13 protein-coding genes are annotated in these 19,567 nt (G+C 72.5%); 6 read left to right on the forward strand and 7 right to left on the reverse strand.

Annotated features, from left to right (window positions below; genetic code table 11):
* Positions 1-123 precede the first annotated feature (123 nt).
* Positions 124-1,407, reverse strand: coding sequence for a phosphopyruvate hydratase (gene eno, locus E1287_RS28485; RefSeq protein WP_131968164.1), 1,284 nt, complete (start codon positions 1,405-1,407; stop codon positions 124-126).
* A gap of 432 nt (positions 1,408-1,839) precedes the next feature.
* Here eno and E1287_RS28490 point away from each other — a divergent pair, with 432 nt between their 5' ends.
* Positions 1,840-3,183 carry a HAMP domain-containing sensor histidine kinase gene (locus tag E1287_RS28490; protein ID WP_243719494.1) on the forward strand — a complete coding sequence of 448 codons (1,344 nt, stop codon included), beginning with the start codon at positions 1,840-1,842 and terminating at the stop codon, positions 3,181-3,183.
* 33 nt (positions 3,184-3,216) lie between these two features.
* Here E1287_RS28490 and E1287_RS28495 read toward each other — a convergent pair whose 3' ends face one another.
* The 6 genes from E1287_RS28495 to mfd all read right to left on the reverse strand — a co-directional run bounded on the left by E1287_RS28495 (position 3,217) and on the right by mfd (position 12,465).
* Complete coding sequence (locus tag E1287_RS28495; RefSeq protein WP_131968165.1) at positions 3,217-3,462, reverse strand: hypothetical protein; 246 nt, start codon at positions 3,460-3,462, stop codon at positions 3,217-3,219.
* Between the two features lie 55 nt (positions 3,463-3,517).
* Positions 3,518-4,474 (reverse strand): NADP-dependent oxidoreductase, encoded by a 957-nt coding sequence (locus E1287_RS28500; RefSeq protein WP_131968166.1) that lies wholly within the window; start codon positions 4,472-4,474, stop codon positions 3,518-3,520.
* Between the two features lie 113 nt (positions 4,475-4,587).
* Entirely contained in the window at positions 4,588-7,008 is a 2,421-nt protein-coding gene (locus tag E1287_RS28505) for a transglycosylase domain-containing protein (protein ID WP_131968181.1), read from the reverse strand.
* Positions 7,009-7,153: 145 nt separating this feature from the next.
* The gene (locus E1287_RS28510; RefSeq protein ID WP_131968167.1) at positions 7,154-8,152 is read right to left on the reverse strand and encodes a MazG family protein; all 999 of its coding nucleotides are present in this window, start codon (positions 8,150-8,152) and stop codon (positions 7,154-7,156) included.
* Positions 8,149-8,823, reverse strand: a complete 675-nt coding sequence (locus tag E1287_RS28515) for a hypothetical protein (protein ID WP_131968168.1) — start codon at positions 8,821-8,823, stop codon at positions 8,149-8,151. The genes E1287_RS28510 and E1287_RS28515 overlap by 4 nt, the downstream gene beginning before the upstream one ends.
* Positions 8,824-8,904: 81 nt before the next feature.
* Positions 8,905-12,465, reverse strand: coding sequence for a transcription-repair coupling factor (gene mfd / locus E1287_RS28520; RefSeq protein WP_131968183.1), 3,561 nt, complete (start codon positions 12,463-12,465; stop codon positions 8,905-8,907).
* 219 nt (positions 12,466-12,684) lie between these two features.
* On the opposite strand from mfd, the gene E1287_RS45865 reads away from it, so the two are divergent.
* The 5 genes from E1287_RS45865 (at position 12,685) to E1287_RS28545 (ending at position 19,439) form a co-directional block, all read left to right on the forward strand.
* A complete protein-coding gene (locus tag E1287_RS45865; RefSeq protein ID WP_243719495.1) occupies positions 12,685-13,536 on the forward strand; it encodes a class I SAM-dependent methyltransferase in 852 nt (283 codons plus the stop codon).
* Positions 13,537-13,671: 135 nt separating this feature from the next.
* The gene (gene cysC / locus E1287_RS28530; protein ID WP_131968169.1) at positions 13,672-15,159 is read left to right on the forward strand and encodes an adenylyl-sulfate kinase; all 1,488 of its coding nucleotides are present in this window, start codon (positions 13,672-13,674) and stop codon (positions 15,157-15,159) included.
* Positions 15,160-15,288: 129 nt separating this feature from the next.
* Positions 15,289-16,233, forward strand: coding sequence for a sulfite exporter TauE/SafE family protein (locus E1287_RS28535; RefSeq protein ID WP_131968171.1), 945 nt, complete (start codon positions 15,289-15,291; stop codon positions 16,231-16,233).
* A gap of 111 nt (positions 16,234-16,344) precedes the next feature.
* A complete protein-coding gene (locus E1287_RS28540; RefSeq protein WP_131968173.1) occupies positions 16,345-17,232 on the forward strand; it encodes a hypothetical protein in 888 nt (295 codons plus the stop codon).
* A 182-nt stretch (positions 17,233-17,414) separates the two neighbouring features.
* Positions 17,415-19,439: a Wzz/FepE/Etk N-terminal domain-containing protein gene (locus tag E1287_RS28545; protein WP_131968175.1), complete on the forward strand. Its 2,025-nt coding sequence runs from the start codon at positions 17,415-17,417 to the stop codon at positions 19,437-19,439.
* Positions 19,440-19,567: the final 128 nt, after the last annotated feature.

Genomic DNA, 19,567 nt, shown 5'->3' on the forward strand with positions numbered 1-19,567 from the left:
CCGGTATGCGGTCGGGCTCGTCCGTCCGAAACCCGGCGGATCGGGGACCGGAACAAGGTTCCGGCCCCCGGAGGGTGTCCGGCCCGCCCCCGCGCGCCGCGGCCTCAGTCAGGCCGGGTCATGTCAGCCCCGGGCGTCAAAGCGCGGGAACGCCGCGGCGCCGGCGTAACGGGCGGCGTCGTCGAGCAGTTCCTCGATGCGCAGCAGCTGGTTGTACTTGGCGACGCGGTCGCTGCGGGCGGGCGCGCCGGTCTTGATCTGCCCGCAGTTGGTGGCGACGGCCAGGTCGGCGATCGTGGTGTCCTCCGTCTCGCCGGACCGGTGGCTCATCATGCAGCGGTAGCCGCTGGTCTGCGCGAGCGAGACGGCGTCGAGGGTCTCGCTGAGCGTGCCGATCTGGTTGACCTTCACCAGAAGCGCGTTCGCGGCGCGGGCCTTGATGCCGCGGGCGAGCCGCTCCGGGTTGGTGACGAACAGGTCGTCGCCGACGATCTGGACGCGGTCGCCGACGGCGGCGGTGAGGCCCTCCCAGCCGGGCCAGTCCTCCTCGTCGAGCGGGTCCTCGATGGACACCAGCGGGTACTCGCTGATCAGCTCGCCGTAGTAGGCGGCCATGTCGTCGGCGGACCGCTTGGCGCCCTCGAAGGTGTACTGCCCGTCGGCGTGGAACTCGGTGGCGGCGACGTCCAGCGCGAGCGCGATGTCGCGTCCGGGGGTGAAGCCCGCCTTGCCGATCGCCTCCATGATCAGGTCGAGCGCCTGGCGGTTGCTCGGCAGGTCGGGCGCGAAGCCGCCCTCGTCGCCGAGGCCGGTGGCGAGGCCCTTGGCCTTCAGCACCGACTTCAGCGCGTGGTAGGTCTCGGCGCCCCAGCGCAGCGCCTCGGCGAAGGTGGCCGCGCCGATCGGCGCGATCATGAACTCCTGGACGTCGACGTTGGTGTCGGCGTGCGCGCCGCCGTTCAGGATGTTCATCATCGGGACGGGCAGCAGGTGCGCGTTCGGCCCGCCGACGTAGCGGAACAGCGGCAGCCCGGCGGAGTCGGCGGCGGCCTTGGCGACGGCCAGGCTGACGCCGAGGATCGCGTTGGCGCCGAGCGCCGACTTGGCCGGGGTGCCGTCCAGGTCCACCAGCAGCTGGTCGATCAGCCGCTGGTCGGACGCGGGGTAGCCGACGAGCTTCTCGTCGATGGTCTCGTTGACGGCCCGGACGGCGTTCCGGACGCCCTTGCCGCCGTAGCGCTCGCCTCCGTCCCGCAGCTCGACGGCCTCGAACTGGCCGGTGGAGGCCCCGCTCGGCACGGCCGCGTGCGCCTCGGTCCCATCCGCGAGCAGCACCTCGACCTCGACGGTCGGATTGCCGCGGGAATCCAGAATCTCCCGGGCGAGTACGGCCTCGATCGACGACACGGGGAACCCCCTGATGCGAGTGACTGTGCGACCGGTCCGCGCACAGCGGTCTTGAGTCTGAGTGCAGCCACCGAGCCTAGCCGCGCTCCCCCCGCACCGCCGAACGGGCTCGCCGTCCTCCGCGCGACGCCGTACAAACCGGGCGATTCTCACCATTCGCGACACATCCCGGCTGAACGATCTTTTACCCGTCCCCCACGGTCGTGTTTGCCCTGTTCCGGCAAGAAAGATCTGGTACTGGCAGGCAGGAGCGTCCCCCGGGAGGTCGTCATACGTGTCCGGCACCGGCGCTTCCGGCCCACGCGCCTACGGCACAGGCGCTTCCGGCCCGGGCGGCTCCGGCCCGGACGCCTTCGTCCCGGACGCCTTCGTCCCAGGCTCGGTGGGCGCCGCGAGGCCGGCGCGGGGCTGAGCGGCTGGATCTGGCGGGCCGTGCTGCGCCACCCCAAGATCCGGCTGCGGGTGACGCTGACCTCGACGCTGGTCGCCTTCGTCCTGACCATGGCGATGGCGGGGCTGGTGCTGTCGGGCAGCCGGAAGCAGACGTTCGACGACTCGGTCCAGGACATCTCGCAGGACGGCCGGCGCGTGGCGGCCGCGATCAACTCCGGGTCCTTGGCGCGCGAGATCCAGGTCAACCACCGGGAACTGCTGCTGGTCACGGACGCGCAGGGCCGGGTGGTCGCGGCGTCCCCGCGGATGCGCGGCCGGCCGCCGGTGCGCCTCCCGCCGCCCCCGCCGTCGGACGACCGCCGGGACGGCCGCGCCTGCAACATCGACGCGCCCGGCGGGCCCTGCTTCCTCGTCGTCCAGTTCCGTGTGGGGACCGGGCCGAACGCCAGGTACGTCTACTCGCTGACGCCCGAGCCGGGGCTCGTGCCGCAGCCGAGGCTCGCACTGCTGCTGCTGATAGGCGTCCTGCTCGGCACCGGCGTCGTCGCCTACGGGACGTGGCGGTCGGTGAGCGGCACCCTGCGCCCGGTGGACGACATCCGCCGCGAGCTGGACGAGATCACCGCGACGGACCTGGAGCGCCGCGTGCCGGTGCCGTCCCGCCGGGACGAGGTGGGGATGCTCGCCGTGAGCATCAACGCGACGCTCGACCGGCTGGAGCGGGCGGTGGCGCGGCAGCGCGCGTTCGTCATCGACGTGTCCCACGAGCTGCGCAGCCCGCTCGCCGCGCTGCGGATGGAGCTGGAGCTCGCCCTGTCGGGACCGGACGACGCCGACGTCCGCGACACGCTCCAGGCCATCCTGATCAACACCGACCGGGTGGCGGCGGTGGTGGACGACCTGCAGGCGCTGTCCCGCCTGGAGGCCGACCGGAACTTCCCGCGCGAGCCGGTCGACCTGACCGAGCTGGCCGATCAGGAGGTGCTGCGCCGCCCGTTCCGCAGCCAGGTGACCGTCCTGGCGGAGGGGGCGGTGACGGTGAACGGCGGCCGCAGCGAGCTGTCCCGGCTGCTGACGAACCTCATCGACAACGCCGACCGGCACGCGGCGTCCGAGGTGACGGTCATCATCCGGGTGGAGCGGCCGTCCACCGCGGTGGTCGAGGTGATCGACGACGGTACGGGGGTCGCGCCGAGGGACCGGGAGCGGGTGTTCGAGCGGTTCGCGCGGCTGGCGGAGGGCCGGCACCGCGACGCCGGCGGCACCGGCATCGGCCTCGCGATCTCCCGCGACATCGCCGAGGCGCACGACGGCTCGCTGGTCCTCACCGACCGCATGGACGGCGTCCCCGGCGCCCGGTTCGTCCTGCGCCTCCCCCGCTGACGCGCCTCCCGCTGACGGGCCTCCCCGCGGGGGTCAGGACAGGCCGAGTTCGGAGCGGAGGCGTTCGCGTTCGTACTCCAGCAGCTCGATCTGCCCCTCCAGCTCCTCCCTGGCGGCGAGGTACTGGCCGGAGTCGACGTTGTCCCCGGCGTCGGCGGGCGGCGGGGTGAGGTCGGAGCGGAGCCGGTCGAGGGACGCGTCGATGTCGCGGAGCCTGGCGTGCCGGTCGTCCTCGCCGGGCCGGTCCCTGTCGCCCTGACCCATGCTGCTCTGGTTCATGTGTACCTCCCGTGGGACTGCATGCCCGTGGCGGGACGGTTCACCCGCGCCGGGGTCAGATGCGGATCACGGTCTTGCCGCGCGCGCCGCCCGCCTTGTTGGCGGCCAGCGCGTCCGGCGCGTCCTCCAGCGGCACCTCGCGCTCGACCTGGACGCGCAGGTCGCTCGCGTCGATGAGGTCGGAGAGACGGTCGAGCGTGCCGGACGTGACGCCGCCGTTCAGGTTGACGCCGCGCAGGCCCTTCGCCTCCATGGCGTCGGGGTTCACCGTCCAGATGGAACTGACGTACGTCCCGCCGGGGCGCAGCAGCTGCGCGATGTCCTCGGTGGCGGGGGTGTCGCTGACCATGTCGAGGACGGCGTCGATCCCGTCCTTGTGGACGGCCAGGACCTGCGCGTTGAGACCATCGGAATCGTCGCTCTGGGAGTGGTCGACGGTCTCGTCCGCGCCGAGGCGGCGCATCGTCCCGGCCATGTCGTCGCGGGCCGTCGCGATCACCTTCGCCCCGGCGAGGGACGCGAGCTGCACCACGCCCTGCCCGACGCCGCCGGTCGCCCCGACGACGAGGACGGTCTGCCCGGCGTCGATCCGCGCCGCGTCCACCATTCCGAGCGCGGCGGCGCTCGCGGTCGGCACCGCCGCGGCCTGCGTGTAGATCATCCCTTCCGGCATCGCGGCGATGGGCCCGTCCTCCCGGACGAGGGCGTACTCGGCGAACGCGCCGAGGCCGCGCTCAATGGCGGCGAACGTCCCGTAGACCTGCTCGCCCTCGCGCAGCCCGGTCACCCCCTCGCCGACCTCCTCCACGACGCCCGCGCCGTCCACGCCGAGGATCAGCGGGAACGACGCGTCCACGGAGTCCTTCACCATGCCGTCGGCGAGCTTCCAGTCGAACGGGTTCAGCCCGGCCGCGATCATCTTCACGAGGATCTCCCCGGGCCCCGGCTCCGGGCGCGGCAGGTTCATCAGCGCCGGTGTGGCGCCGTACTCGGACACGGCGATGGCTCGCATGACGATCGTCCCCCCGAACGGATACGCACAGCTTAGGTTCAGCGGCGTTCGAAGCCGGTGAACACCCCACCGGTGATCTACCCGGACGCCGGACGATCACACAAATCCGCAGGTCAGGGAGGTGCAAGCGGGGAACGCTCACCGGGGACGGGCGGGAAGGTCGGCGGCGGGGTGATCGGCGGGATCGGCGGCTCGTCGCCGTCGCCGCGCGGCCCGGGGCCCTTGCTGACGCGCAGCGTGACGGTCTCGCCCGGTTCGGCGGAGCCGGGCTTCGGTGACATCTCGGCCACGGTGCCCTTCTCGTACTCGCGGGACTCGACGGGCCTGGCGATGCGGGTCTCGAACCCGGCCTCGCGGAGCTTCTCGACGGCCTCGTCCGGCTTCATGCCGCGGACGTCGGGGAGCTTGACCTTCTCCTCGCCCGTCCCCTTGCTGAAGAAGTGGGACGGCGGCCGGACGAACGAGGTCGGCGACGTGTCGGACAGCGCCCCGAGCATGCTCTGCTGCCAGATCGGCGCGGGAATCGTCGCGCCGAACACCGAGCCGTAGCAGCGGCCGTCCATGCAGAGGCTTTCCATCGGGTACCTGTAGCCGCCGCGCGGGTCGCCCACCCACACCGCCGCGGCGAGGTCGGGCGTGTACCCGGCGAACCAGGCGGCGGAGAAGTTGTCGACGGTGCCGGTCTTGCCCGCGGCGTCGCGGCCGAGGCCCAGGCCGCGGGCCGTGCCCTTGGAGAGCACGCCGCTCAGCACGTGGCTGACGGCGTCCGCGACGCCCTTGTCCATGACCTGCTCGCAGTCGCGCGGCGGCACCTTCAGCTTGCGCCCGGACGCGTCCGTGATCGCCTTGATCGCGATCGGCTTGCAGTACTCGCCGCGCGCGCCGAACGCCGCGTACGCCGCCGCGAGCCGCAGCGGCGAGACGGGGTTGAACCCGAGCGTGAACGACGGGAACTGCTCCAGCGGCTTCCCGTTCGCCTGCCGCATCCCGAGGCGCTCGGCCATCTTGACGGTGTCGCAGAGGCTGACCTCCTTCTGCAGCGCGAGGAAGAAGGTGTTGACGGAGTGCTGCGTGCCGGTGACGATGCTGAACTTCTTGCCGCCCTCGCCGTCGGCGGCGTTGCCCAGCGTCTTGGACGCGTCGCCGACGCGCTCCCCCTCGCAGTTGCGGTAACCGACGGGGGTGTACCTGCGCGGCGCCATCAGCCTGGTGCCGAACGGCATGCCCTCGTCCAGGGCGGCGGCCAGCGTGAACGCCTTGAACGTGGACCCGGCCTGCATCCCGATGCTGGAGCCGTGGCTGGCGTCGGCGGCGAAGTTGATCCAGGTCTTGCCGCGCTCCTTGTCGGGCCCGAGCTTGCGGTCGACGACCATCGCCTTGATCTCGCCGGTGCCCGGCTCGACCATCGCCTCCGCCGCCGCCTTGCCCGCCGAGTTCCGCGGCGGGACGTGCTCGTCCACGGCGCGCTGCGCGGCCTTCTGCGCCCGCCGGTCCATCGTGGTGCGGATCGTGAGGCCGCCGCGCTTGAGCAGCTTCTCCCGCGCCTCGGCCGTCACGCCGAACACCGGGTTGGTGAGGATCTCCCGCTGGACGTAGTCGCAGAAGAACGGCGCCTTGCTGGACACGCAGCCGCTCTTGACCTCGTCCACGTCCAGCCTGATCGGCAGCCGCGCCGTGGCCTCCGCCGTGGCGCGCTCGATCCAGCCGAGCTCGGCCATCCGGTTGAGGACGACGTCGCGGCGCTCCTTGGCCTCCGCCGGATGCTGGGTCGGGTCGTAGGCGTACGGGTAGCGGATGACGCCCGCGAGCAGCGCCGCCTCGGCGAGGTTCAGCTCGGACGCGTGCTTGGAGAAGTAGTGCCGGGACGCCGCCTCGATGCCGTACGCGCCGTCGCCGTAGTAGGCGATGTTGAGGTAGCGGCGCAGGATCTCGTCCTTGGAGAACCGCTTCTCCAGCGCGACCGCGTACCGCAGCTCGCGGAGCTTGCGCGCCGCGGACACCTCCTGCGCCGCCGCCCGCTCCTCGTCCGAGTCGGCCTGGGTGACCAGCAGGTTCTTGACGTACTGCTGGGTGATGCCGGAGCCGCCCTGCGTCACCTGGCCGTGGCCGAGGTTGCTCGCGAGCGCCCGCAGCGTGCCCTGCGCGTCGATGGCGCCGTGGCTGTAGAAGCGGCTGTCCTCGATGGCGAGCACCGCGATCCGGAGGACGGGCGCGATCTTCTCCATCGGGACGTCCACGCGGTTCTGGTAGAAGAACGTGGCGAGGGTGCGGCCGTCCGCGTCGAGGATCGTGGACCGCTGCGGCACGCCGGACGTCGTGAGCCCTTCCGGCTCCGTTAAGAACCAGTCCGCGGCGTCGCGGGCCCCGATTCCGGCGGCGCAGGTGGTGGGCAGCAGCATCAGCGCGACGAGCCCGCCGGCGAGCCCGCCGAGCGTGAACAGGTTGCGGAGCGCGCGGGCCTTCTGGGCGCGGGTCGTGGACGCGGTGAACACGCGGCGGGACTTGCGGCGTGGCCTTAGGGCGCCCCCGTCCATGGGCACGGCTTCGTCCGCGGGGACGCCCTGTGCTCCTTCGGGGTCCCCGGAGTCACCATCAGCCCCAGCCGACACGCGCTCAGAGTAGACGCGACGTCCCGGCCGGACTACCCCATCCGCGATATTCGGGTAGATACCTCGCGAATCAGTCGGACCGGATTTCCCGTTCCCACGTTCGGACACGATCGCGGAATACCCGCGATACCGCCCGCAACTCCGCCTCGGCGTCCAGGCCCCGGTCAGCCGCCTCCCGGACGAGCGCGAAAAGCCTTGCGCCCACGTCGTTCGCGGTCTCCCCGGCCTCAGCGGTCGCGGCACCGGCGAGATCGTCGGCGAGGCCGGACGGGGCGTCGATCCGGGCGGCGCGGCGCTGGAGCTGCGCGGCCAGCGACAGCGCGGGCTGCCCCATCGGCACGCCGTCGAGCGCGGACGCTTCCTCGCCGCTCTTCTCCGCCCGCTCCGCCGCCTTGATCTGCTCCCAGTTGGCGTTGACCTCGTCGGCGCCGGACACGGTCACGTCCCCGAACACGTGCGGATGGCGCCGGACGAGCTTGTCGACGATCGCGCCGGCCACGTCGTCGATGGTGAACGCGGTCTCGTCGCCGCGTTCGGCGGCGACGACCGAGTGGAACGCCACCTGCATCAGCACGTCGCCGAGTTCCTCGCGCAGCGCCCCGTAGTCGCCCGCCTCGACGGTGTCGAGGACCTCGTACGCCTCCTCCAGCAGGTACGGGACGAGCGTCGCGTGGGTCTGCTTGCGGTCCCACGGGCATTCGCGGCGCAGCGTGTCCATCACGGTGACGAGGTCGAGGAGCCGCGCGCCGGGCAGGTCGTACGACCCGTGCAGCACCTCCACGTCCAGCGGGTCGTTCACCACCAGGTGGCCGATCTCGCGCATCAGCGCCTCGTCGCCCTCGGGCGCCGCGATCCAGAGGACGTCGGCCCGGCGCGCGTCCGCGACCAGCAGGGCCGCGTCCGGCTCGTCCACCGGCTCCGGGACGATCCCGGCGTCGCCGAGGGACGGCAGCAGCGGATGCCCCGCCCGCACCCGGACGGCGGCCGCCGACCGGAGCGCGTCCCACGCGCGCCAGGTCAGCAGGCCCGGCGCCACGCGGTGCGTGGTCGCGAGCAGCGTGAGGCTCATGCGTCCCGGGTACCCGAATCGGGGCTGGACAGCCGGAACCGGACGGGCCCGACCTCGAACTGGCCCGGGTCGTAGGCGCCGTAGCGCGGGTTGACCTCGATGTCCATGCCGTCCGCGGTGCTGCGGAACAGCTCGTTCCACTTCCGTCCGGCCTGCTGCGTCGCCGGGCTGAGCTCGTTGTTCATGTCGGCGCCGTACCGCTGCATCACCGCGATCTGGGTGGCGACCAGCCGCGCGAGGTCGCGGGCGTGGGCGCGGGGCAGCCCGCTGGCGAGCGTGATCGACCCGGCCCCGCCCTGCTTGTTCAGCGAGGCGACGGCGCCGTCCACCTGCGCCCCGGTGACGGTCACGCCCGTCCGCTCGGCCACCTCGTCCGCGACCCGGAAGTTGATCATCAGGGTGAGCGCGCCGCGCAGGTCGGACTCGGAGTCGCCGGCGAGCTGCTGCGCCGGGTTGCCCGGGTCGGCGCGCAGCTCGTTGGCGCGCGGGTCCGACCGGAACTGCTCCCGCCAGTCGCGGACGGTCTGGCTCAGCGTGGTGACGGTGATGCGGTCGTCGCCGACGAGCGCGGCGGTGCCGACCTTCGGCGAGCCGCCGCAGCCGGTCAGCGCGCCCGCCGCGATCACGGCGGCACCGGCCGCCGCCGCGACCTTCACGGACTTACCAGGCACGGAAACCTCGTCTCGTCGCTTGTCCGGGGATGCCGCCCGTCCGGGGACGTCCGGGATGTCGATCAGCTGGGTCGCGCCAGACTACCGGCTGCCGGAGGCGGCGGGCGCCTCCAGGAACAGGGCCTGGACCAGGTCGGTCGCCCAGCGCAGCAGCTCCTGGTCGCGCAGCGGCCGGCCGCCGAGCGGCGCGGTCTTCGGCGCTGGGACGAGCAGGGTGTCGGTCGACGGCTTCAGGATGCTCTTCGGGTACAGCCGCTGCAGCCTGACCTGCTTGGAGTCGGGCAGGCGCGCCGGGGTGAACTTGATGAAGTTGCCCTGGACGGTGACGTCGGCGAGCCCGGCGCGGCGCGCCTTCGTCCGGAACCGCGCCACTTCGAGGAGGTTCAGCACCGGGACGGGCAGCGGCCCGAACCGGTCCTTCAGCTCGTCGTGCACGGCGCCGATCTCGTCCTCGGACGTGATCGCGGCGATCCGGCGGTAGGCGTCCAGCCGGAGCCGCTCACCCGGCACGTACTCGTGCGGCAGGTGCGCGTCGACGGGCAGCTCGACCCTCGTCTCGACCGCCTCCGGCGCGCGGCCGCCCTCCTTCAGGTCCCGGACCGCCTCCCCGATCATCCGGACGTACAGGTCGAACCCGACGCCCGCGACGTGCCCGGACTGCTCGGCGCCGAGGATGTTGCCCGCGCCGCGGATCTCCAGGTCCTTCATCGCGACGTACATGCCCGCGCCGATCTCGGTGTGCTGCGCGAGCGTCGCGAGCCTCTCGTGCGCCGTTTCCGTCAACGGCTGCTCCGGCTGGTAGAGGAAGTAGGAGTAGGCGCGCTCCCGGCCGCGTCCGACGCGTCCGCGGAGCTGGTGGAGCTGCGACAGGCCGTACATGTCGGCGCGGTCGACGATCAGGGTGTTGGCGTTCGGCACGTCCAGGCCGGACTCGACGATCGTGGTCGCGACCAGGACGTCGTAGTTCTTCTCCCAGAAGTCGACCATGACCTTTTCGAGCTCGTTCTCGTTCATCTGGCCGTGCGCGATGCCGACCCGCGCCTCCGGGACGAGCTTCGCCAGGTTCGCCGCCACCTTGTTGATCGACCGGACCCGGTTGTGCACGAAGAACACCTGGCCCTCGCGCAGCAGCTCGCGCCGGATCGCCGCGGCGATCTGCTTCTCCTCGTACGGGCCGACGAACGTCAGGACGGGGTGCCGCTCCTCCGGCGGAGTCAGGATCGTCGACATCTCCCGGATGCCGGTCAGGCCCATCTCCAGCGTCCGCGGGATCGGGGTCGCGGACATCGCGAGGACGTCCACCTGCGTCCGGAGGCGCTTCAGCTCCTCCTTGTGCTCGACGCCGAACCGCTGCTCCTCGTCGATGACGACCAGGCCGAGGTTCTTGAACCGGGTCTGCGACGACAGGATCCGGTGCGTGCCGACGATGACGTCGACGGTGCCGTCCGCCATGCCGCGCAGCGTCTCGTCGATCTCCCTGTCGGACTGGAACCGGCTGATCGGCTTCACCACGACGGGGAACGCCGCGAACCGCTCGGTGAACGTCGACATGTGCTGCTGCACCAGCAGCGTCGTCGGGACGAGCACCGCGACCTGCTTGCCGTCCTGGACGGCCTTGAACGCCGCCCGCACCGCGATCTCCGTCTTGCCGTAGCCGACGTCGCCGCAGATCAGCCGGTCCATCGGGACGGGCTTCTCCATGTCGAGCTTCACCTCGTCGATGGCGGCGAGCTGGTCGGGCGTCTCCACGTACGGGAACGCGTCCTCCAGCTCCCGCTGCCACGGGGTGTCGGCGCCGAACGGGTGGCCGGGGCTCGCCATCCGCGCCGAGTACAGCCGGATCAGCTCCCCGGCGATCTGCTTGACGGCCTTGCGGGCGCGGGACTTGGCCTTCTGCCAGTCGGCGCCGCCGAGCCGGTGCAGGCTCGGCGCCTCGCCGCCGACGTAGCGGGTCAGCTCCTCGAGCTGGTCGGTCGGGACGAACAGCCGGTCGCTCTTGGCGTACTCCAGGATCAGGTACTCGCGGGTGGCGCCCTGGACCGTCCGGCTGACCATCTCGACGTACCGTCCGACGCCGTGCTGCTCGTGCACCACGTAGTCGCCGGCCTTGAGCCGCAGCGGGTCGATGCCGCCGCGCCGCCGCGACGGCATCCGCCGCGCGTCCCGGGTGGACGACTTCTGCCCCGACAGGTCGGTCTCCGTGAGCACCGCGAGCTTGATCGACTCCCAGGTGAAGCCGTTCTCCAGCAGGCCCGTCGTGACGGTGACCACCGACGGCTCCGGCGGCCCGGCGAGATCGTCGAGCCGCGCGCCGACGCCCTCCTCCCCGACGAGCTGGACGAGCCGCTCCGCCGGACCGTGCCCGGCGGTGACCATCACGACGCGCCAGCCGCCGTCGATCCAGCCCTTGAGGTCGCCGACGACCCGCATCGTGTCGCCCCGGTACGCCTCCGCCTGCTGCACGCCCAAATTGAGCGCGTCGCCCTCGGGATTCAGCGCTGTCACGCTCCAGCGGGGCAGGCCCAGCTCCCTGCTGTGCGCGCGTACCTCCTCCAGCGACCGGAACGCGGCGGCGCCCAGGTCGATCGGCGCCTCTCCCCCGGCCGCGGCGTTGACCCAGCTCGCCTCCAGGAACTCCTGGCTCGTCCGGACGAGCTCCTCCGACCGGGTGCGGATCCGCTCCGGCTCGCACACCAGCAGCGCCGAACCGTCCGGCAGCAGGTCGGTGAGCAGCTCCATCCGGTCGGCGAGGACGGGCGAGAACGCCTCCATGCCCTCGACGGTGTCGCCGTCCGCGATCCGGCCGAGGATCTCTTCGAGCGCCGGATGCTCCTCGGCGAGCGCCCTCGCACGCTCGCGGACCTGCTGCGTCAGCGGCAGCTCGCGGCACGGCGGCGCCCACAGCCCGTCCTGGGCGACTTCGAGCGAACGCTGGTCGGCGGCCTTGAAGTAGCGGATCTCCTCGACGGTGTCGCCCCAGAACTCCACCCGGAGCGGGTGCTCCTCGGTCGGCGGGAAGACGTCAAGGATGCCGCCGCGGACCGCGATCTCGCCGCGCTTCTCCACCAGGTCGACGCGGTGGTAGCCGGCCTCCACGAGGCTGCGGACGGCGTCGTCCATGTCGGCGTCCTCGCCGGAGGCCAGCCGGACGGGCTCGAGGTCGGCGAGCCCGGACACGATCGGCTGGAGCACGGCGCGGATCGGCGTCACGACGACGTCCAGCGCCCCGCCCTTGCCGATGCTGCCTGCACCCTCTTCGGTGGGCGGGCCGCCCGCGCCCGGGTGGACGAGGCGGCGCAGCACGGCGATCCGCTGCCCGACCGTGTCGGAACGCGGCGACAACTTCTCGTGCGGCAGCGTCTCCCACGCTGGGAAATGCGCGACGCGGCCCGGGTCGAGCAGGCTCGACAGCGCCGCCGTCAGGTCTTCGGCCTCGCGTCCCGTGGCGGTCACCGCGAGAACGACACCGTCCCCGGAGGCGCCGTTCCCGGAGCCCCTGCCGACGCGGCGGGCCAGCGCCGCCGCCAGGATCGGCCACAGGGCGGACGGCGCGACGATCTCCTGATCCGTCTGCGCCGTCGTGAGAGCGCGCTCCAACCCGGGATCGGTGCACGCGAGATCAACAAGTCCAGAAAGGGTCATCATCGCCGTCTCGTCAGCCGGAAGCAGGGCAGCCCGAAAATCCGGAAATCCGCGCGGATCCCGGTACCGCGTTCCAGGGTACGCGCCGCGGCGGGCTCTCGTCCGGACGGCGTCGCAGCTCACGGACGGGACGAGGACGGCAACGCAGCGCGACACGGCCATTACCAAGAATAGGCAAATAGCGGACGGAACGCAGTCGAGCGATTACGCTGCGATACCGTGACCGATCTGCGTACGCCGCCGGTCAGCGACGGCGATCTCTTCTCAGAACGCGCTCGTCAGTACGCCCTAGAGAAGCCCCTGCAGCGGATCCACATCCTGGAGGCGGGCTGCGGCTGGGGGACGGGCTTGGACCTCGGCGACCGCGAACACCACGTCACGGGCGTCGACATGGACTCGCCGGAGCTGCGCGCCTACACCTGCGACCGGACCGACCTGGACGCCTGGCACCTCGGCGACCTGCGGACCGTGCCGCTGCCGCCGCGCGCCTTCGACATCGTCCACGCCTCGTACCTGATCGAGCGGGTCCCGCACGCCGAGCTGGTCCTCGACCGCTTCGTCGCCGCGCTGAAGCCCGGCGGGCTGCTGCTGGTCCGCCTGCGCGACCGCAACACCGCGTACGGCTTCCTCGACCGGTCGCTCCCGACGTGGATGCACGTCGGCGGCCGCAGGCGGCGGAAGCTCACGCGCCCCGGCCCGGGCCCGCGCGGCGCCCACGCCCGCGTCCCGGACGCGCCCGCCGCCGGCGCCTCCGAGCCCGGCGCGGAAACCGAGGCGTTCAGCACGGCGGCGCACGCGTGGCCGGTGGCCCCGGCGGCCCCGCCCCCGGCGGTCTACGACCGGGTCGCGTCGCGGTCGGGCATGCAGTGGTATTGCGTCATGCGCGGGCTCGTCGTGGCCGAGGAGTACACGTCCCGGCAGGCGATCAAGGCCCTCGGGGCCGGAACCGGCCTCGCCGAGCTGCTGTGCCGGCTGGTCTCGGTGATCACCAGGGGCCGCCTTCCCGCGGACCACAGCGAGGTCACGCTCGTGATCCGCAAACCCGAGAACCGTTTCGCCAGGGTTATCTGACCGCCGTCCACAGGCGGGGCGATGGTGCGTGCCTCCGGCCCGGCGCAGTACTTTTTCCTGCGGAAACTCCATTCACACGGTTCAGCCGGACGCCGCGCCCAAAGCGGCGGCGGCGACGCAAGATCGGAGATCGCGGTGACCGCCGAGCCCGGCCTGCCCGACACGCTGCGCGACCTGCCCGCCTGGACCCCGGGTCCGGTGGAGCTCGCCGACCTGGAGCTGGTCCTCGCCGGCGTGTACCGGCCGCTGACCGGGTTCCTCGGCTCCTACGACACCGCCATGGTGATCGCCGGCGGGCGGCTGGCCGACGGGACCCCGTGGCCGGTCCCGGTCACCCTGTCCGTCCCGAAGGAGCTGACCGACCAGGAGCGCATCGTCTTGCAGGACCCTGAGGGCGTGCCGGTCGCCGTCCTGCGGGTCGAGGAGGCGTGGCAGGACCCGACCAGCCGGGACTGGCGGCTCGCCGGGCCGCTGGAGGCCCTTCGCGCCCCCGCACACGGACCGTTCCACGGTCTGCGCCGCCGTCCCGACGAGCTGGCCGCCGTCGAGGGGAACGTTCTAGCGGTGGCCGTCCGCGACCCGCTGCACCGCAAGCAGCTCGGCCAGTTGCGGCAGGTCGCCGAGCAGCTCGGCGCGAAGTCCGTGCTCGTCCTGCCGCTGCTGGGCGGCGAGCACGACGAGTCGCTCGTCCGGGCCCTGCTGGGCGTCCGCAAGGAGCTGCCGGACGGCGCGCAGATCATCCCCGTGCCGCTCCCGGCGCGCGGAGAAGGCGCGGGCGTCCAGGAGGAGCGGGACGTTCTCCTGCACGCGCACGTCGCCGCCGCCTACGGCGCCACGCACCTGCTGTTCGAGCGCGAGGTGGATGACACCGCGATCCCCGTGGTCGTGCCGGAGCCGTGGGCCTACGACGCCGACGTCGAGGTCTGGCGGCCGGTCGCCCGCATCGAGCCCGACCACGTCCAGGCCGAGCTGACCCAGGAGCGGCTGAACGAGCTGCTGGACGCGGGCGAGCCCGTCCCCGACTGGTTCACCCCGCCCGCCGTCGCCGCCGAACTGGCGCTGGCGCGGCCCCCGAAGCTGTCCCGGGGCATCACGGTGTTCTTCACCGGCCTGTCGGGCTCGGGGAAGTCGACGGTCGCGCGCGGCCTCGCCGACGCGCTGATTGAGCGCGGCGGCCGGACGGTCACGCTGCTGGACGGCGACGTCGTGCGGCGGATGCTGTCGTCCGGCCTGACGTTCTCGCGCGCCGACCGCGACCTCAACATCCGGCGCATCGGGTTCGTCGCCGCCGAGATCACCCGGCACGGCGGCACCGCGATCTGCGCGCCGATCGCGCCGTACGCGGCGACCCGCGCGGAGGTCCGGCGGATGGTGTCCGCCGTCGGCGACTTCATCCTCGTGCACGTCGCGACGCCGCTGGAGGAGTGCGAGCGGCGCGACCGCAAGGGCCTGTACGCCAAGGCCCGCGCGGGCGTGATCCCCGAGTTCACCGGCATCTCCGACCCCTACGAGGACCCTGACGACGCCGACCTGACGCTCGACACGTCCCGCATGACGCCGGACGAGGCGGTGGCCGAGGTCCTCGACCTTCTGGTGGACGGCGGCTGGGTACGCTCCGCATAGACCCGGGTACGGAAACGCCACAAATCCCGAACCTAGGGGTTCGGCAAGGGGATACCAGGGTTAGCAGGTCTGGATGACCTCCTTTACCCTGATGGGCGAGTTTCCCTACAAACCAGGTAGGTCATGCCGATGGACTTCGATTGGACGATGGCGCTGGGCTCGTTCCTCGTCGCCATCATCGTCGGGCTGACCGGCATGGGCGGCGGCGCCCTGATGACGCCGATGCTCGTGACGTTCTTCGGCGTCAGCCCGCTCGCCGCCGTGTCCAGCGACCTGGTGGCCGCCGCGGTGATGAAGCCCGTCGGCAGCGCGGTGCACTACCGCCAGGGCACCATCGACATGCGGCTGGTCGGCTGGCTGTGCGTGGGCTCGGTGCCGGCCGCGTTCTCCGGCGTCCTGCTCGCGCGGGCGCTCGGCCACGGCGGCGAGGTCGAGGACATCATCAGCAAGGCCATGGGCGTCGCCCTCATGATCGCCGCCGCGGGCCTGGTCTTCCGCGGCTACCTGTCCCGCCGGGCGGGCACCGACCCCGACGCCGCGGACGAGAAGGACGGCGGGAAGGCGCCGAGGGTCACGGTCCGTCCGGTGCCGACCGTGGTGGTCGGCGCGATCGGCGGGGTCGTCGTCGGCGTCACCTCGGTCGGCTCCGGCTCGCTCATCATCGTCGCGCTGCTGGCCCTCTACCCTGCGCTGAAGGCCAACCAGCTCGTCGGCACCGACCTGCTCCAGGCCGTCCCGCTGGTCTTCGCGGCCGCAATCGGCCACCTGCTGTTCGGCGACTTCCGCATGGAGGTCACGGCCGCGCTGCTCGTCGGCTCCATCCCCGGCGTCTACCTCGGCTCCCGGATCTCCTCGCGCGCTCCCGGCGGGATCATCCGCCGCATGCTGACGATCGTCCTGGTCGCGTCCTCCCTGAAGATGTTCGGCCTCGGCGCCGTCCCGCTGGCGTGGACGATGACCGCCTTCATCGCCGTCTCCGCCGCCGTCTGGCTCGTCCTGCGCCACCGCACCGCCCGCGCCCTCCGCGCCGGGGCGGACACGGTGAAGGTCCCACCGGACGAACTCGTCCGCTGAGCACCGCAAATAGCCCGAAACGCGACCAGAAGCCCGGCAGGCACCAGTACGGTGGTCACCTACCGTTCGTCCTGAGCACCCCGCACTGAGCATGAAGGACCGTCATCCGTGATGCCGCACTCCCTCCGGCGCGTCCAGGTCGGGCGAGTCCGCCGCCTGACGCTCGCCGTCCTGGCCGCCTGCGTGGCGCTGATCGCCGCCCCCGGGCTGCCCGCCGCGCGGGCCGACGTGAACCCGGCCCAACTCGCCGACGCGCTGATGTCGTACGACGCGCTCTATGTGGCCACCGGTACGGGGAAGTGGGAGACCGACACCACGCTCGACTACCTCCGCAAGGCGATGGGCGACCAGAAGCTGCCCGTCTACGTCATGGTGCTGCCGAAGAGCAAGGACCTCCCTGACGCCGCGTCCCAGGACGGGCTGCTGAAGCAGGTCGCCGAACAGGTGGGACGGTCCGGCACGTACGTGCTGCTCACCGGCCCCAGCCTGCGGGTCCACTCGACGTCCCTGAGCCCGGCCACCACCGACCGGCTGATCCAGCAGGCAAAGAGCGAGGGCGGGAAGAACCAGCTGAAGGTGATGGGGAACCTGATCCGCGCCGCCGGGACCGCCCCGCAGGAGACCACGGCCCCGGGCCCGGCCGCCAACGGAGGCCGCTACATCCCGCCCGTCAAGGAGGACGACTCCGGCTCGATGGGCACCGTGCTGATCGTGGCCGGCGTCTGCGTGGTCGCCGCGCTCGCCGCGGCCGGAGTGCTGCTGATGCGGCGCCGCATGCAGACCGCGGGAGGCGGCGCCGCCAAGCCCGGCAAGCACACCGGAAAGCCCGGCACGCCCTCCGGCCCCAACCCCGGCAGCGCCCGGCCCGCCGACGGCAAGCCCGCCGGCGTGAACGCCGCGTCCGCGCCGAACGGCGCCACGGCGAACGGTGCGCCGCAGTCCGCCGCGCCGGGCGGGAACGCCCCCGCGAAGGACGCCACGACGCCCGAGAAAGGGTGATCGTTTACCTGGCGGGTTTCCCGGCGGAACAGGGCCCCCCGACGCCCTTCGTTCAATTCATGGCACCGGACGAGTCAAGGTAATGTAACTTCGGCCGACACTCTCGTTCGGCTCAATGGCATACGTCCGCTCGGCCCGCCGACCGACGCCCGCCGACCGACGATCGAGGGAGACTCCGGAACATGGATCCGTCATCCCGGCCGGACTCGATAGAGATCACCGACTATCCGGCGATCCTGCGCCGGCGCTGGCGGCTCGTCGCCATCGCCGCGGCCGCCGGGCTGGCCGCCGCGTTCGCCCTCGTGTTCGTGTCGCCGAAGACCTACTCCTCCCAGGCGTCGATCCAGGTGACGCAGACCGGCGCCGAGGACACCCCGGCCAACGACCGCGGCGGTGGAGCGGCGAACCTCGACACCGAGGCGCAGATCGTCAAGTCGACGGAGGTCGCGGCGCGGGCCGGGGACCTGCTGAAGTCGACGGAGAACCCGCGGGCGCTGGCCGACCGGGTCACCGTGACGGTGCCGCCGAACTCCACCATCCTCACCATCGCCTACGACGGCCCCTCGGCGACCGGCGCCCGCGACGGCGCCAAGGCCTTCGCGCAGGCGTACCTGGACAACCGCGCGGCCACCGCGCGCGGCAAGCTCGACGCCGACATCAAGAACGCCACCGAGCGGCTCGACAAGCTGACCACGCGGCTGCAGGAGGTCATCGCCACGCTGCGGCTGACCACCAAGGGCAGCGCCGCGCGGGCCAACGCGCAGAACCAGCAGCGGATCATCACCGGGGAGATCCAGGCGCTGAACGAGCGGCTGGCCACGGCCAACATCAAGGCGAGCAACATCACCCCGGGCACGGTCATCACCGGCGCGTCGCTGCCGGAGACGCCGTCCAACCCGAACCCGCGGCTGTACCTGCCCGCCGGGCTGATGGCCGGGCTGCTCATCGGGCTGCTGATCGCGGTCCTGCGCGACCGGGCCGACAAGCACATCCGCCACCCGCAGGACATCGAGCGGACGACCGGGCTGCCGGTGCTGATGACGACGCCGTTCGGCCGCCGCGAGGCCTCGCTCGACCTCCAGCTCGGCCGCAGCCGGATCGGGCAGAGCTTCAACCAGCTCGCGCACCTGGTCACCGCCACCCTCGGCCACGGCAACCACGTCATCCTCGTGACCGGGGCCGCGTCCGGCGTCGGTCCCGGCGTCGTCGCCGCCAACCTGGCCGCCGCGTTCGTGCGGACCGAGTCCAAGGTGATGCTGGTGTGCGCGAACCTCGACTCCAGCGCGTCCGCCGACCTGCTCGGCGTGCCGCCAGGGCCGGGCCTGGCCGAGGTGCTGCTGGAGCAGGAGGACCTCGCCAAGGTCGCGCGCGTCTCGCCGCGCGTCCCGAACCTCCGCGTCATCACCTCGGGCGTCGACGTCGACATGGCGTCCGAGCTGCTGCAGCGGCGCAACATGGACCGGCTCATCGAACGGCTCCGGCGGACGGTCGGCTACGTCATCATCGAGACCGCGTCCACCACCGTCAGCGCCGACGCGCAGGCCCTCGCCGACGCCGCGGACGCCGCGCTGGTCGTGGTGGAGATCCCGCTGACCAGGCATGACGACGTGGCGCTCGGGCTGCGCCAGCTGGAGCGGATGGGCACCGCGGTGCTCGGCGCCGTGGGCGTGCCCGTGCAGGGCGAGCCGAGGCCGACGCCGCAGCCGCCCCCGAAGCGCCCCGCGCCCGCCGCGATGCGCCGCTCCACCGCGTCCGGGCAGGCGGCGATCGAGCCCGGCCCCGAGCCGCGCGGCTCGGCGGCGTCGCCGCGCTCGTCCGCCGAGACCCGCCACTCCCGCCGCCGGGCGCCCGGCGGGCGCGACGCCCGCGAGGCGCGTCCCACCCGCGAGCGGACGGACGGCGAGGACGAGCGGAAGCGCTTCGAGAACGGCGACACGCTCAGGTTCAAGCCCGCCGACGTGCTCGACAAGCCGCCGGCCGACAAGCGCGTCGCGGAGAGGCCCGCGGCCGACAAGCTCGCCCGCGAGAAGCCGGGGCGCGAGACGCCGGCCGGTGAGAAGCCGTCCGGCGGCAAGCACGCCCAGCCCCAGGACGACCGGCTCCCCGACGAGCTCGGCGGGGAGAAGACCAAGGGCATCCTCGAGTCGCTCGACCCGACGGCCTCGCCCAACGGGAAGACGCTCCCCGACACGACGTGGCGGCGCTAGAAGGCCAGGCCGTGCAACCGTCCAGTACCGGCCTCGCCGCACCTCCCGCAGCCGCCCCTCCCCCGGCCCTGTCCCTTATCCACACCTCACGCTGCCGACGACCGCATAAGGGTAGAGCTGGGTGGCCG

Source organism: Actinomadura sp. KC06 (assembly GCF_004348735.1).
Taxonomy (GTDB): Bacteria; Actinomycetota; Actinomycetes; order Streptosporangiales; family Streptosporangiaceae; genus Spirillospora.